Source organism: Actinomadura macrotermitis, from assembly GCF_009604375.1.
Lineage (GTDB): Bacteria > Actinomycetota > Actinomycetes > Streptosporangiales > Streptosporangiaceae > Spirillospora > Spirillospora macrotermitis.
On sequence record NZ_WEGH01000002.1, the window covers coordinates 174,944 to 188,648 of the forward strand.

Here is a 13,705-nt window from a genome sequence, read left to right on the forward strand (position 1 = left end):
GCTCCTATCGGGGTCTTGCCGGGTCTGGGGCGGCTCAGCGGCCGGTCGTACGGGCGCCGCGGGCCAGCAGGCGGGCGGCCAGGTTGAGCAGCATGATGAGGGCGATCAGCACCAGCGCGCCGGTCCACGCGCGGTCGTGCGCGGTGGCGTTGGAGTCGGCGATCTGCTCCCAGATGAAGGTGGGCAGCGAGCCCTGGGGGCCGTCGAAGGCGTTGGTGTTGATCGCCTTGGTGAAGAAGATGGTGAGCAGCAGCGGCGCGGTCTCGCCCATGACGCGGGCGACGGCCAGCATGACGCCGGTGACGATGCCGGTACGCGCGGTCGGCAGCACCACGAACACGATGGTGCGCCAGCGCGGCACGCCGAGCGCGTAGGAGGCCTCGCGCAGGTCGTTCGGGACGAGCTTGAGCATCTCCTCGGTGGCCCGGATCACCGTGGGGATCATCAGGATGGCCAGGGCCAGCGAGCCGGCGAAGCCGGAGAAGTCGAAGCCGAAGGTGAGCAGCCAGAGCGCGAGCACGAACAGGCCGGCCACGATGGAGGGGATGCCGGTCATCACGTCGACGAAGAAGCTGATGACCTTGCCGAGGCGGCCGTTGCCGGAGTACTCGATGAGGTAGACCGCGGTGAGCACCGCGATCGGCACCGCGATCACGGTGGTGATCGCGACCTGCTCCAGGGTGCCGACGATGGCGTGGTAGGCGCCGCCGCCGGCGTCCTTGCCCGAGACGCCGTTCATGGAGAACTGGAAGAAGTCGGCGTCCAGGCGGGCCAGGCCGTGGCCGATGACGGTCCACAGCACCGACACCAGCGGGATGATCGCCAGCGCGAAGGCCAGGTAGACCAGGCCCTGCACCGCGCGGTCGGTGATCTTGCGCCGCGGGGAGACCGGGCTCAGCGTCGCGCCGCGGCGCTCGCCGGGGGTGGTCAGCGCGCTCATGCGAACTCCTTGCGGCGCGCCACGACGGCGCGGGCGGCCATGTTGATCAGCAGGGTGATGACGAACAGCACCAGGCCGGAGGCGATCAGCGCGCTGCGGCCGGTCTGGGACGCCTCGCCGAAGCTGTTGGCGATGTTGGAGGCGAAGGTGGCGCCGCCGTCCTGCAGGATGTGGATGTTGATGCCGGGCACGAAGGTCAGCACCAGCGCGACGGCGATCGTCTCGCCCATCGCGCGGCCGAGGCCGAGCATCGAGGCGCCGATCATGCCGGAGCGGCCGTAGGGCAGCACCGACAGCCGGATCATCTCCCAGCGGGTGGCGCCGAGCGCGAGGGCGGCCTCCACGTTGGCCCGCGGGACCTGCAGGAACACCTCGCGGGAGATGGAGGAGATGATCGGCAGGATCATGATGGCCAGCACCACGCCGGCGGTGAAGACCGAGGCCTTGCCGACGCCGTCGCCGCCGAACAGCGGGATCCAGCCGAGCACCGCGTTGATCAGCTTGGAGATGCCCTCCATGTGCGGGACCAGCACCGCCACGCCCCACAGGCCGTACACGATGCTCGGCACGGCGGCGAGCAGGTCGACCACGTAGCCGAGCGCGGCGGCCAGCTTGCGCGAGGAGTAGAACGAGATGAACAGCGCGATCCCGATGGCGACCGGGGTGGCGATCAGCATGGCCAGCAGGGACGACACGACGGTGCCGAACGCCAGCTGGGCGATGCCGAACTTCGGCGGGGTCGCGTTGGGGTTCCAGGCCTCGGAGGTGAGGAAGTTCGCCTCGTTCTTCTGCAGCGCCGGGATCGCCTTCCAGACCAGGAAGACGGCGATGGCGGCCATGATGACGAGCACGAGGATCCCCGAGCCGCGCGCGGCGGAAACGAAGATCTTGTCGCCGAGCCGGCCGGTGCTCATCGGCCGTCCGGTGGCGCGGTGCCTGGCCTGGGCCTGGGCGTGCACGCCGGTGTCGCTGGTCACGGGGTTTCCTCCTCGGTTACCGGTGGGCGAACCGGGCTTGGCCCCGGCACCGAGGTCCTCGGTGCCGGGGCTGCCGGTGTTCGGTCCAGTGGTCAGGACAGGGCCTTCACGGACGCCTGGACCTTGGTGAGGACGCTCGCGGGAACCGGGGCGTAGCCCAGGTTGGTGAGGATCTTCTGGCCGTCGGCGCTGGAGGTGTAGGTCAGGAAGGACTTGACGAACTTGGCCTGGTCGGCCTCCAGCCCCTTCTCGCAGGCGATCTCGTAGGTCACCAGCACGATCGGGTAGGCGCCGGCCTCCTTGGTCTTGTAGTCGATCTTCAGCGCGAGGTCGTTGCCGGTGCCGACGACCTGGGCGCCGGCCAGCGTCTTGGACGCGCTGTCGGGGCTCAGCTCGGCGAACTCACCGGCGCCGTTCTTGACCTTGGCCATGCTGAGCTTGCTCTGCGTGGCGTAGGACATCTCGACGTAGGAGATGGCGCCGTCGGTGCTCTTGACCTGCGTGGTCACGCCGTCGGACTTGGGCGCGCCCTGGCCGGTGGAGTTCGGCCACTTCTTGGCGTGCTCCCAGGTCCACACGCTCGGCGCGACGGTGTTGAGGTACTTGGTGAAGTTGTCGGTGGTGCCCGCCTCGTCCGACCGGTAGATCGGCTTGATCGGGGTGGCCGGCAGCTTGGCGCCGTCGTTCAGCTTGGCGATCGCCGGGTCGTTCCAGGTCTTGATCTTGCCGGAGAAGATCTTGGCGATGGTCTCGGCGTCCAGCTTGAGGTCGGTCACGTCCTTGACGTTGAACACGACCGCGACCGGGCCGACCACCATCGGCAGGTTGAGGGCGTTGTTGCCCGCGCAGCGCTGCTTGGCGGCGGTGGCCTCTTCGGGCTTCAGCGCCGAGTCCGAGCCGGCGAAGGCGACCTGCTTCTGGTTGAACAGCTGGATGCCGGAACCCGAACCGTTCGGGTTGTAGTTGAGGTTGGCCCCCGCGCACTTCTGCGCGTAGATCTTGGTCCACTCCTCGATGGCGTTCTTCTGCGCGCTGGAGCCGGCGGCGTTCACCGTGCCCTTGGCGCAGTCGATGTCACCGGCGGGGGCGTTGGCGTTGGTGCCGCCGCCGTTGTCGCTGCCGCAAGCGGAGAGGGCCAGGGCCCCCGCAACGACCACGCCACCCAGGGCGGCCAGCCGAGAACCGTTCTTCACCGGAGGATCTCCTCGTTAGTTTCGTCGGGCGGCGTCCCCGGGCGGGTCACTGGACCCGTCTGTCCGGATGGATGGGTTCGCCGTCGGATTCGACGCTAAGCAGGGGAGATGTCCGTACACCCTGAACCAGGTGAACGGAAGATGAATCGAACCGGGCAGGGTCACGAAAAATACCCTGATATGCCGTGTCCTCCGGGTTAACACCCCAGGTCAAACCCCCTGAAAGGCCAACAACAGGGGGACTTTCGCGCAGGTGGCGGGACCGGTCCAGACCGCCGATACGGCGAAGACGGGCGGCCCGTCCGCACCGTATCGGCGGTCACCGGCCCGGCCGTGCGGCCGGGCCGGGTCAGGGGGCGCCGAGCGCCTCGGTGGGGGCGAGCCGCGCCGCCCGGATCGCCGGGTACAGGCCCGCGACGCCGCCGATGAACAGCGTCGCCACGACGCCGCCCGCCATCGCCCACAGCGGCACCACCGTCGGCCAGTCCTGGGAGGCGGCGAAGGCCGCGGTGACCACGATGCCGATCGCGACGCCGCCGACCCCGCCGAGCGCTGCCAGCAGCTGGGACTCGGTGAGGAACTGCAGCCTGATCTGGCCCCGGGTGGCGCCGAGGGAGCGCCGCAGCCCGATCTCGGCGCGCCGCTCCAGCACCGAGATGACCATCGTGTTGGCCACCCCGACCCCGCCGACCAGCAGCGCCACCCCGCCGAGGCCGAGCAGCAGGCCGGTGAAGGTCTTGTCCGCGGCGTTCTGCGCGGCGAGCGCGTCGGAGGGGCGGCTCACCTCGATCTCGTTCGGCGACTCGGGGTTGGCGGTGGCCGCCAGCAGCTCCCGCACCCGCCCGACGTACGCCTTCTCCGCGCGGGTGTAGATCGTGGAGGGGTGGCCGTCGAAGCCGAGCCGGTCCGCCGCCGCCTCCCAGCCGACCAGCGCGGCCGAGTCCAGCTCCGCGGCGAGCGGCACCGGCTTCAGGATGCCGACGACGGTGAACCACTGCTCGCCGAGCCAGATCTGGGTGCCGGGCGTGACGACGCCGAGCCGGCTCGCCGTCCCCGAGCCGAGCACGACCGCCGGGTAGCGGGCGGTGCCGGCGTTCAGCCAGGACCCCGCCGCCAGCTCCAGGCCGACGGTGCGCGGCAGGTCGAGCCGGGCCGCGAGGACGCTGATCCCGCCGGACTCCAGCGCCGGGATGCGGTCGTTGCGGTACACCTTGGCGTCGACGGTGCCGGTCGCCGACGCCGACTCCACGTGCGGGACCCGGGAGATCATGCCGACGGCCGCGGTGGGCAGCTTGGTGTCGTCGCCGAACAGGTCCTTGCCGGGCGCGGCCGTCAGCAGGTTGGTGCCGAGCCGGTCCAAGGTGGCCTGCAGCTGCGCCCGGCTGGAGGTGGAGATGCCCACCACGCCGACCATGGCGGCGATGCCGATCGCGATGCCGAGGGCCGACAGCACCACCCGCAGCGGGCGGGCGCGCAGGCCCGCCGCGCCGACGCGCAGCACGTCGCGGGGCCGCAGCCGGGACGGGACCTCGTCGCTGGCTCCCCCCTTCACCGCCCCGCCTCCGCCAGCGCGTCGTCGTGCACGATGCGCCCGTCGCGCATCCGGATCTGGCGCGGCGCGGTCGCGGCGATGTCCCGGTCGTGGGTGATCAGGATGACCGTGGTGCCGCCCGCCGCCAGCTCGTGCAGCAGCCGGATCACCTCCGCGCCCGACGCCGAGTCCAGCGCGCCGGTCGGCTCGTCGGCCAGCAGCAGCGCCGGCTCGCCGACGACCGCGCGGGCGATCGCGACCCGCTGCTTCTCGCCGCCCGACAGCTGGTGCGGCCGGTGGTCCAGCCGGTGCCCGAGGCCGACGCGCTCCAGCGCCCGGCGGGCGCGGCGGCGCCGCGCGGACAGCGGGGCGCCGGCGTACAGCAGGCCGTCGGCGACGTTGTCCAGCGCCGGGACGCCGTGCGCGAGGTGGAACTGCTGGAACACGAACCCGATCCGGCGGCCGCGCAGCGCCGACAGCCGCCGGTCGGGCAGCCGCGACGCGTCCCGGCCCTCGATCAGGACGGTGCCGCCGCTCGGCCGGTCCAGCGTGCCGAGCAGGTTCAGCATCGTCGACTTGCCCGAGCCGGACGGCCCGACGATCGCGACCAGCTCCCCCGCCTCGACGCTCATCGTCACCTCGTCCAGCGCGGTGACCCCGCCGGGGTAGCTCCGGCTCACCCCGCGCAGCTCCACGACCGGGCTCATGCGGGCACCCCCACCTTCATGCCCTCGGCGACGTCCTGCCCGGAGACCTCGACCTTGCCGGAGCTGAACACGCCGGTCTCCACCGGCACCATGCGGGTGCGGCCGTTGTCCACGGCCTGCACCGCGTAGCCGCCGTCGGTCCGGGCGAGCAGCGCGGCGACCGGCACGGCCAGCACGTCCGCGTGCCTGGCGGTGGTGAGGTGCACGTCGACCGGCGCCTTGTCGTAGGAGCCGAGCGAGCCGCCGCGCACCGCGACGGTGACCGCGATCGTCGTCGATTCCGAGCCCTTGGCCTTGGTCGCGACCTTGCCCACCCTGGCGATCCTTCCCTTGACGGTGCCGCCGCCGGGCAGGTCGATCGTCACCTCGGCGCCCTTGCGGGCGAACCGCTGGTACTTCACGTCCAGGTCCACGCTCACCACCCGCCTGGTGCCGGTGTAGGTGTACAGCGCGCCGCCGAGGCGGTCGCCGACGGAGGCCCGGTGCTCGGCCACCCGCAGCGCGCCGGACGCGATCAGCACCGATCCCGGCTTCACCTCGCCGGTCTCGTCCAGGCCGAGGTCCTCCTGCCAGCGCTTCACCGCGGCGGCCGTGGCGGAGCTGTAGGTCTTGTCGACGGTGAACCCGCCGTACCCGAGGGCGCTGAGGTTCCGCTCGAACTGCAGGACGTCGGTGCCCTTCGCGCCGTCGGACAGCTTGCGGAACAGCGGCAGCCTCCCGTACAGCAGCGGCACGGGCTTGTTGTTCACCTTGTAGGCGGTGTCCCCGCGGGTCACCACGCTGCCGGCCGCCGGAAGCCAGGTGACGACCCCCTGACCGCCGCCCCCACTGGCGGTCGTGGTGTCGCCGTAGCCGAGGGTGCCGCTCACCTTCTGCGACTCCACCAGCGTCGTCCGCTCGACCTGCGCCGTCGCGGGCGGCAGCATGCTGCGCCCGGCGGCCGGGGTTCCCCCGCCGCCGCCGCCGAGCCCGGCGGTGGCCAGGCCCGCGACGCCGATCAGGGCCACCCCGGTGACACCGGTGGCAACGGCGCGTCTGCGGTTCACTCCTTGCTCCCGTTGAGCCCCTTTTCGTCTCCGCCGGGACGCTTCGGCTCGAGCTGGCGGCACGCCTTCTCGGCCGACTTGAACTCCGCGCTCTCGGGATCGACCGCCGGGCCGCCGTCGCCTTCGCCCGCCTTCCGCTCGACCTTGACCTTGCCGCTGGAGTCGGGATCGGGCATGTTCACGCCGTGCTCGCGCATGCACTTGGCGTGCTTCTGCATGGCGGCGATGTCGCCCTTGCTCGGCGGCTTCCCCCCGTTCGGGGCCAGGTGCCGGCAGGCCTTCTCGGCCTGCTCCAGCTTGCCGATGCCACCCTCGGGGACCTGGCCGCCTTTGACGCCGTGCCCGTCGCCCGCCTTCATCTTCACCTTGCCGTCGGCGTCGGGGTCGGGCATGTCCACGCCGTGCTCGCGCATGCACTTGGCGAACTTGCGCCCCTGCTCGGCGTTGTCGGTGCCCTTGCCGGGACCGGTCGCCGCGTTCTTGCCGCCGCCGTCCCAGAAGCAGGCCGACGTCCCGAACAGGAGGGCCGGCAGCAGGGCCAGGGCGGCGATGCGCTGTCGTGTTCTCATGGGCAGCAGTCCAGCCGCCGCCCGATAACCCCGGTGTAACCGAACGCGGTTATGCGGGCGTTACGCCCGGCGGGGCAGGCTGTGGCCTTGGACCGCGGACAGGGACGGTGGCACGTGCGGGTTTTGATCGCCGAGGACGAGCGGATGCTCGCCGACTCCATCGCCGAAGGCCTGCGCGCCGAGGCCCTGGCGGTGGACGTGGTGTACGACGGGGACGCCGCCCTGGAACGGCTCGGCGTGAACGACTACGACGTGCTCGTCCTGGACCGCGACCTGCCGGTCGTGCACGGCGACGACGTCTGCCGCGCGGTCATCGACTCGGGCGCGAACGTCCGGGTGCTGATGCTCACCGCCGCGGGCGCGGTGCGCGCGCGCGTGGACGGCCTGCGGCTCGGCGCGGACGACTACCTCACCAAGCCGTTCGCGTTCGAGGAGCTGGTGGCGCGCATCCACGCCCTCGCGCGGCGCGCGCGCCCGGCCGACCCGCCGCTGCTGCAGCGCGCCGACGTGCGGCTCGACCCGTCCCGCCGCGAGGTCTACCGGGACGGCCGCTACGTGCACCTGGCCCGCAAGGAGTTCGGTGTGCTGGCCGAGCTGCTGCGCGCGGACGGCAAGGTCGTCTCCGCCGAGCAGCTCCTGGAGAAGGTCTGGGACGAGCACACCGACCCGTTCACCAACACCGTCCGGGTGACCCTGATGAAACTGCGCCGCAAGCTCGGCGACCCGCCCCTCATCGAGACCGTCCCGGGAACGGGGTACCGCATCCCATGACCGCTCTTCCGCGCCTCACCATCCGCGGCCGCCTCACCCTGCTGTACGGCGGCCTGTTCCTGCTCGGCGGCCTGGTGCTGCTGGCCCTGACCTACTTCCTGGTCAAGGCGACCCTGGAGCCGCCCGGCGCGCAGATCAAGACCCTGGGGACCGGGATCGCCCCCGCCGACCAGCTCGGCCCGGTGCCGCCGGGCGGCACCGCCTTCTCCGACGGGCAGGTGCGCCAGGTCCTGGTCCAGACCAAGGACAACGCCCAGCGCGAGCTGCTGAGCTCGCTGCTCACCCAGGGCGGCATCGCGCTCGGCGTGGTGACGGTCGCGGCGTTCGGGCTCGGCTGGCTGTTCGCCGACCGGGCGCTGCGGCCCGTCCACCAGATCACCGAGACCGCCCGGCGGGTCGCGCGCAGCCACGACCTCACCGAGCGGATCGCCTACGGCGGGCCCCGCGACGACGTCAAGGAGCTCGCCGACACCTTCGACACCATGCTCGGCCGGCTCGCCCGCGCCTTCGACGGGCAGCGCCGCTTCGTCGCCAACGCCTCGCACGAGCTGCGCACCCCGCTCGCCATCAACCGCACCCTGGTGGACGTGGCGGTGCGCCGCGCCGACGCCACCGAGGACGTCAAGCGGCTCGGCGCCTCGCTGCTGGTGGTCAACCACCGGCACGAGCGGCTCATCGACGGGCTGCTGACGCTCGCCGGCAGCGAGAACACCGTCGTCGACGCGCGCCCGCTGGACCTGGCCGAGGTCGCCGGGCACGTGCTGGACCAGGCCGCCGCCGAGGCCGCCGGGCGCGGCATCGCCGTCGCCCGCGACCTGCGCGCCGCGCCCGCCTCGGGCGACCCGATCCTGCTGGAGCGGCTGGTGCAGAACCTGGTGGAGAACGCCGTCCGGCACAACCACGACGACGGCGAGATCACCGTGGCCACCGGCACCCGCGACGGCGCCGCCGAGGTGGTCGTCGCCAACACCGGCCCGGTGGTGCCGCCCTACGACATCGAGACGATCTTCGAGCCGTTCCGGCGCCTCGGCACCGACCGGCTGAACTCCGACCGCGGCTCGGGGCTCGGCCTGTCGATCGTGCGCGCCACCGCGACCGCGCACGGCGGCACGGTGCACGCCGCCCCCCGGCCCGGCGGCGGCCTCACCGTCACCGTCCGGCTGCCGGCTCACGAGCCGTACATGACGTCCACGGTGTGGGGGGAGAAGCCGAGCGAGCGGTAGAGGCGGACGGCGGCGGCGTTGGACTCGTCCACGTACAGCAGGATCTGCGGGACGCCCCGGTCGCGCAGGTGGTGCAGGCCGGCCAGGGTGAGGGCGCGGCCGAGACCGAGGCCCTGCGCGGACGGGTCGACGCCGACGACGTAGACCTCGCCGAGCCCGTCCGGGTGGACCTTGGTCCAGTGGAAGCCGGCGATGCGGCCGTCGCGCTCGGCGAGGAAGAAGCCCGCCGGGTCGAACCAGCCCTCCCGCTCGCGCGCGCGCACGTCGTCCAGCGTCCAGGCGCCCTGCTCGGGGTGGTGCGCGAACGCGGCGGCGTTGACCTTCAGCCACTCCTCCTCGTCCTGGCCCGGGACGAACGTGCGCAGCGTGACACCGTCCGCGATGTCGGGGGCGGGCAGCGGCTCGGCGGCCGGGCGGCGCATCTGGAACAGGACACGGACGCGTTCCATGCCCTCGGACGCGGCGAGCGCGGCGGCGGCGGGCAGGTCGCCGTGCGCCCAGACACGCAGCGGAGCGGCGTCCTGCAGCAGGCCGCGCAGCAGCGCGCGCCCATGGCCGCGCCGCCGGTGCTCGGGATGAACGACCAGTTCGGCGGCGGCGCTCTCCTCCTCCGTCGCCGGGTCCAGGTGCGCGTAGCCGACGACGACGCCGTCCTCGACGACGGTCCGGCCGGGCGCGCCGTTGCGCAGCGCGAGCAGCGCGTGCTCCGACAGCGGGCCGACCCCGTCGGCGGCGGCGGCCGCGTCGACGAGGGCGAGGATCTGGGACTCCGGCGGCGCACTCATGATCGAAAGCTTAGTTCCTGGCGAAAACGACATGAAACTGTCACAGAGATGCCGATGTCCGTATGCCAGGGATCTTTACCCTGCAGGTCATGATCCGACCACGCATCACCCTGGCCTGTGCCGCGGCCCTGGCGATCGCGGGCCTCGCGGCGCAGCCCGCCGCGGCCAAGCCCGCCCCCACCGTGGACGTGCGGCTGCTCGCGCTGAACGACTTCCACGGCAACCTGGAGCCGCCGACCGGCAACTCGGGCAACGCCGTCGACGAGAACGGCAACACCGTCCCGGCGGGCGGTGCCGCCTACATCGCCGCCCACCTCAAGCGGCTGGCGAACAAGCACACCCTCACCGTGGCGCAGGGCGACCTGATCGGCGCGTCGCCGCTCATCTCCGCCGCCTACCACGACGAGCCGTCGGTGGAGTTCCTCGGCAACATCGGCGTGACCGCGTCGGCCGTCGGCAACCACGAGTTCGACGAGGGCTACAAGGAACTGCAGCGCATCCAGAACGGCGGCTGCCACCCCGTCGACGGCTGCTCCCCCGCGGGCAGGTGGCGCGGCGCCAAGTTCGACTACCTGGCCGCCAACGTCACCAAGGGCAGCCGGCCCATCCTCAAGCCGTGGACGATCCGCTGGATCAACGGCGTGCCGGTCGGGTTCATCGGCGTGGTCACCAAGACCACCCCGTCGATCGTCACCGCCGACGGGATCAAGGGCCTGACCTTCGACGACGAGGTCGCCTCGGCCAACCGGTCCGCGGCCCAGCTGAAGCGGCTCGGCGTGCACGCGATGGTCCTGCTCGTCCACGAGGGCGACCAGACCCCGCTCGGGCAGCGGCCCGACGCGTGCGGCGTCGTCCCGGGCGCGGGCACCCGCATCGCCAAGGAGGCCGACGCCGACATCGACGTCGTCCTGGCCGGCCACACCCACCAGCAGTACCTGTGCTCGGTCACCGACCCGAAGGGGCAGCCGCGGCTGTACTCCTCCGGCTCCTCGTTCGGGCGCGTCATCTCCCAGGTCGACTTCAAGGTGAACCGGTGGACGCGCGACGTCGACCGCTCCACCCTGAAGGGCGACAACCACGTCGTCACCCGCGACATCGCGCCCGACCCGGCGACGCAGACCTTCGTGCAGACCTGGAAGGACCGGGTCGCCCCGGTCGCCAACAAGCCCATCGGCAAGATCACCGCCGACCTCGACCGGAAACCGTCCGCCGCCGGCGAGACCCCCCTCGGCGACGTCATCGCCGACGCCCAGCTCGCGGCCGTCAAGGACAAGGGCGCCCAGATCGCGGTCACCAACCCCGGCGGCGTGCGCACCGAGCTCGTCTACAAGGCCAGCGGCGCCGAGGGCGACGGCGTCGTCACCTACGGCGAGGCGTTCGCCGTCCAGCCGTTCAGCAACATCGTCGGCGTCACCACCCTGACCGGCGCCCAGCTGGACCAGACGCTGGAGCAGCAGTGGACGCCCGCCGGCGAGAAGATCCTGCAGCCCTCCGCGAACCTGCACTTCACCATCGACCGCACCCGCCCCGTCGGCGACCGCGTCTCGGACATCACCATCGACGGTAAGCCGGTCGACCCGGCCGCCACCTACAAGGTCGCCGCCAACAACTTCCTGCTCGGCGGCGGTGACGGCTTCACCACCTTCACCGAGGGCAAGGACGCCGTCCTCGGCCCGATCGACCTGGACTCGCTGATCGCCTACTTCGGCGGCAACTCCCCGATCGCCCCACCCACCCTGGACCGCATCACCGGCAAGTAACCCGCATTACCCCAGAACGGGCCGCCTTCCCCCGGGTAGGCGGCCCGTTTTGTCACACCTCAAAACACCAGTTCGATGGACTTTGCTCGAACGACCGAATACTTGGCGTGACCTTTGCTAACTTTCCGCGCATGCCCGGACGTCAGCACGACGCGATCAACGACCTGATCCGCGAACACCCCGACCTGGCCCTGTGGGCCCTGCGCACCGTCGCCGACATCGACCTGGAGCCCCCCGGCCCCCTGCGCACGATCAGCGGCGAGCTCAACGACCGCGTCTCCCGCGACCGCCAGGCCGACACCATCCTGGCCGACGGCCCCGACAACGGCCTGCGGAACCTGCTGATCACCGAGGTGGAGACCAAGCTCTCCACCCGGAAACTGGAGCAGTGCCTCCACTACGCGACCATCCTGGTGATCCAGCACGACAGGCCGGTCTACGTCGTGGTGTTCACTCCCGACGCCCAGGCCGACAAGTACGCCGCCCCTGTCACCCTCACCCGCGGCGGCCTGTCGATCACCCTCACGCCGACCCTCGTCGGCCCGGACCAGCTTCCCGTCATCACCGATCCCGCCCAGGTCGTCGCCGACCCGGCCCTGGCCGCCCTGGCGCTCATGGCCCACGGCAAGACCGAGGGCGTCATCCGGACCTTCATCGAGGGCCTGGACACCATCAAGAGCCGGGAGAGCCCCGGCGACAATGGCCACGCTATGCGATACTTCGATTACGCAATCGACGTGGCCCCCTTCTCCATCCGCCGGCTACTGGAGAGAGACATCATGCGCACCGAACTGCCCATCCGCAGCGAATTCGCCAAGACCTACATCGCCAAAGGCGAGATCAAGGCCATCCTGAGCGTCCTCGACGCCCGGGGTCTGGAAGTCTCCTCCGCGGCCAGGGAACAGATCACCGGCTGCACCGACCTCGACCAGCTCGAGACATGGGTCCGCCGCGCCGCCATCATCCAGACCGCCGACGAACTCTTCGACTGACCCGGACCGCTGCGCACACCTGCCCGCCAACAACGCGGGCAGGCTCGCACCGTGGCCCCCTTCTCCATCCGCCGGCTACTGGAGAGAGACATCATGCGCACCGAACTGCCCATCCGCAGCGAATTCGCCAAGACCTACATCGCCAAAGGCGAGGCCAAAGGCGAGATCAAGGGCGAGATCAAGGCCATCCTGAGCGTCCTCGACGCCCGGGGCCTGGAAGTCTCCTCCGCGGCCAGGGAACAGATCACCGGCTGCACCGACCTCGACCAGCTCGAAGCATGGGTCCGCCGCGCCGCCACCATCCAGACCACCGACCAGCTCTTCGGCTGACCCGAACGTCCGAGCGCACCTGCCCGCAACAACGCGGGCAGGATCTTCAGCACGCTCTGAAACCCTCCGTCCCCCTACGCTCCGCGCACAACGTTCCCGGAGGCGCTCATGCCTACCAGCGGCTGGCCCGTCAGCAGCAAGTTCGCCAAGAAGAACTTCGGCGCAGGAAAAGCCAGAGGGTTCCGCCAGGGCCGGGCGCAAGGCAAAGCAGAGGGCAGGCGGGAGGGGCGTGCTCAAGGTCGAGCGTTGGGCGTATCCACCAGCGGGGTCGAAGCCGTCATCGCCATCCTGCACACGCGCGGCGTGAAGATCGTCGACGCGGACTACATGCGGATCATCGACTGTCGCGACCTCGACCAGATCAACTCCTGGATCCGCCGCGCCGTGACCGCCAAGACATCCGAGGAGCTCTTCCGGTGACCTCGCTCAGAGCACGAGGAGCCGGCAAGGCACCGCTGGTCCCTGACGGCAACAGCATGTTCCTGGAGTTCGCCCGTACGCACTTCCGCGAGGGGTTCACGCGCGGGCTCCCCAAGGGGTTCCGCGAGGGCTTCGGCAAGAGCTTCAGGAAGTGGTTCGCCAAAGGGTTCGACGAGGGGCTCGCCGAGGGAAACGCCTACGCCATCTGCATGATCTTGGAAGCGCGGGGCCTGGAGATCCCTTACGAGGTCAGCGACAGGATCTACGAGTGCCCTGACCTCGGCAAGCTTTATCTGTGGGTCCGCCGCGCCGTCACCGTCTCATCCGCCGACGAGCTCTTCCGTGCTCCTGAACCGCGCAGGCCCTTGAAGCATGCGAACGAGCCCGGGGCCGAGGAAGAGCCCCTGGAGCCATCACCGTCCTCCTGACATGAGCCGGCCATGCTCGGCCGGGCAGCGGCG

At 71.2% G+C, this 13,705-nt stretch carries 15 protein-coding genes; 7 read left to right on the plus strand and 8 right to left on the minus strand.

Annotated features, from left to right (window positions below):
- Window positions 1–34: 34 nt before the first annotated feature.
- The 7 genes from pstA to ACRB68_RS12625 form a co-directional block, all read right to left on the minus strand.
- A complete protein-coding gene (gene pstA, locus ACRB68_RS12595; protein ID WP_153532707.1) occupies window positions 35–940 on the minus strand; it encodes a phosphate ABC transporter permease PstA in 906 nt (301 codons plus the stop codon).
- On the minus strand, window positions 937–1,854 hold the full coding sequence (gene pstC / locus ACRB68_RS12600) for a phosphate ABC transporter permease subunit PstC (protein WP_153534710.1): 918 nt from the start codon (window positions 1,852–1,854) through the stop codon (window positions 937–939). Before pstC ends, pstA begins: the two co-directional genes overlap by 4 nt.
- Before the next feature lie 155 nt (window positions 1,855–2,009).
- Complete coding sequence (gene pstS / locus ACRB68_RS12605) at window positions 2,010–3,110, minus strand: phosphate ABC transporter substrate-binding protein PstS (protein WP_328594125.1); 1,101 nt, start codon at window positions 3,108–3,110, stop codon at window positions 2,010–2,012.
- Between the two features lie 349 nt (window positions 3,111–3,459).
- Window positions 3,460–4,662, minus strand: coding sequence for an ABC transporter permease (locus ACRB68_RS12610; RefSeq protein ID WP_328594126.1), 1,203 nt, complete (start codon window positions 4,660–4,662; stop codon window positions 3,460–3,462).
- Window positions 4,659–5,348 carry an ABC transporter ATP-binding protein gene (locus ACRB68_RS12615; RefSeq protein WP_153532708.1) on the minus strand — a complete coding sequence of 230 codons (690 nt, stop codon included), beginning with the start codon at window positions 5,346–5,348 and terminating at the stop codon, window positions 4,659–4,661. The genes ACRB68_RS12610 and ACRB68_RS12615 overlap by 4 nt, the downstream gene beginning before the upstream one ends.
- Window positions 5,345–6,394, minus strand: coding sequence for a peptidoglycan-binding protein (locus tag ACRB68_RS12620; RefSeq protein WP_207709674.1), 1,050 nt, complete (start codon window positions 6,392–6,394; stop codon window positions 5,345–5,347). The genes ACRB68_RS12615 and ACRB68_RS12620 overlap by 4 nt, the downstream gene beginning before the upstream one ends.
- On the minus strand, window positions 6,391–6,963 hold the full coding sequence (locus ACRB68_RS12625) for a hypothetical protein (protein ID WP_194293291.1): 573 nt from the start codon (window positions 6,961–6,963) through the stop codon (window positions 6,391–6,393). The genes ACRB68_RS12620 and ACRB68_RS12625 overlap by 4 nt, the downstream gene beginning before the upstream one ends.
- Before the next feature lie 114 nt (window positions 6,964–7,077).
- Here ACRB68_RS12625 and ACRB68_RS12630 point away from each other — a divergent pair, with 114 nt between their 5' ends.
- Both ACRB68_RS12630 and ACRB68_RS12635 read left to right on the plus strand, forming a co-directional pair.
- Window positions 7,078–7,734 (plus strand): response regulator transcription factor, encoded by a 657-nt coding sequence (locus tag ACRB68_RS12630; RefSeq protein WP_328594127.1) that lies wholly within the window; start codon window positions 7,078–7,080, stop codon window positions 7,732–7,734.
- Window positions 7,731–8,957, plus strand: coding sequence for a sensor histidine kinase (locus tag ACRB68_RS12635; protein ID WP_153532710.1), 1,227 nt, complete (start codon window positions 7,731–7,733; stop codon window positions 8,955–8,957). The genes ACRB68_RS12630 and ACRB68_RS12635 overlap by 4 nt, the downstream gene beginning before the upstream one ends.
- Here the strand turns inward: ACRB68_RS12635 and mshD are convergent.
- On the minus strand, window positions 8,903–9,742 hold the full coding sequence (gene mshD, locus ACRB68_RS12640; protein ID WP_194293292.1) for a mycothiol synthase: 840 nt from the start codon (window positions 9,740–9,742) through the stop codon (window positions 8,903–8,905). The genes ACRB68_RS12635 and mshD overlap by 55 nt on opposite strands.
- Before the next feature lie 89 nt (window positions 9,743–9,831).
- Between mshD and ACRB68_RS12645 the strand changes: the two genes are divergently transcribed.
- The 5 genes from ACRB68_RS12645 (at window position 9,832) to ACRB68_RS40140 (ending at window position 13,672) form a co-directional block, all read left to right on the plus strand.
- Window positions 9,832–11,502, plus strand: coding sequence for a bifunctional metallophosphatase/5'-nucleotidase (locus ACRB68_RS12645; protein WP_153532712.1), 1,671 nt, complete (start codon window positions 9,832–9,834; stop codon window positions 11,500–11,502).
- Window positions 11,503–11,633: 131 nt separating this feature from the next.
- On the plus strand, window positions 11,634–12,494 hold the full coding sequence (locus ACRB68_RS12650) for a hypothetical protein (protein ID WP_153532713.1): 861 nt from the start codon (window positions 11,634–11,636) through the stop codon (window positions 12,492–12,494).
- 93 nt (window positions 12,495–12,587) lie between these two features.
- Window positions 12,588–12,824: a hypothetical protein gene (locus tag ACRB68_RS12655; protein WP_153532714.1), complete on the plus strand. Its 237-nt coding sequence runs from the start codon at window positions 12,588–12,590 to the stop codon at window positions 12,822–12,824.
- A 108-nt stretch (window positions 12,825–12,932) separates the two neighbouring features.
- Window positions 12,933–13,244, plus strand: coding sequence for a hypothetical protein (locus ACRB68_RS12660; protein WP_153532715.1), 312 nt, complete (start codon window positions 12,933–12,935; stop codon window positions 13,242–13,244).
- Window positions 13,241–13,672 carry a hypothetical protein gene (locus tag ACRB68_RS40140; protein WP_194293293.1) on the plus strand — a complete coding sequence of 144 codons (432 nt, stop codon included), beginning with the start codon at window positions 13,241–13,243 and terminating at the stop codon, window positions 13,670–13,672. Before ACRB68_RS12660 ends, ACRB68_RS40140 begins: the two co-directional genes overlap by 4 nt.
- The last annotated feature ends 33 nt before the right edge of the window (window positions 13,673–13,705 follow it).

Bases quoted from the DNA above. Each gene is read 5' to 3' on its own strand.
- pstA (WP_153532707.1), bottom strand. From the start codon at position 940: ATGAGCGCGCTGACCACCCCCGGCGAGCGCCGCGGCGCGACGCTGAGC.
- pstC (WP_153534710.1), bottom strand. From the start codon at position 1,854: ATGAGCACCGGCCGGCTCGGCGACAAGATCTTCGTTTCCGCCGCGCGC.
- ACRB68_RS12615 (WP_153532708.1), bottom strand. From the start codon at position 5,348: ATGAGCCCGGTCGTGGAGCTGCGCGGGGTGAGCCGGAGCTACCCCGGC.
- ACRB68_RS12625 (WP_194293291.1), bottom strand. From the start codon at position 6,963: ATGAGAACACGACAGCGCATCGCCGCCCTGGCCCTGCTGCCGGCCCTC.
- ACRB68_RS12635 (WP_153532710.1), top strand. From the start codon at position 7,731: ATGACCGCTCTTCCGCGCCTCACCATCCGCGGCCGCCTCACCCTGCTG.
- mshD (WP_194293292.1), bottom strand. From the start codon at position 9,742: ATGAGTGCGCCGCCGGAGTCCCAGATCCTCGCCCTCGTCGACGCGGCC.
- ACRB68_RS12645 (WP_153532712.1), top strand. From the start codon at position 9,832: ATGATCCGACCACGCATCACCCTGGCCTGTGCCGCGGCCCTGGCGATC.
- ACRB68_RS12650 (WP_153532713.1), top strand. From the start codon at position 11,634: ATGCCCGGACGTCAGCACGACGCGATCAACGACCTGATCCGCGAACAC.
- ACRB68_RS12655 (WP_153532714.1), top strand. From the start codon at position 12,588: ATGCGCACCGAACTGCCCATCCGCAGCGAATTCGCCAAGACCTACATC.
- ACRB68_RS12660 (WP_153532715.1), top strand. From the start codon at position 12,933: ATGCCTACCAGCGGCTGGCCCGTCAGCAGCAAGTTCGCCAAGAAGAAC.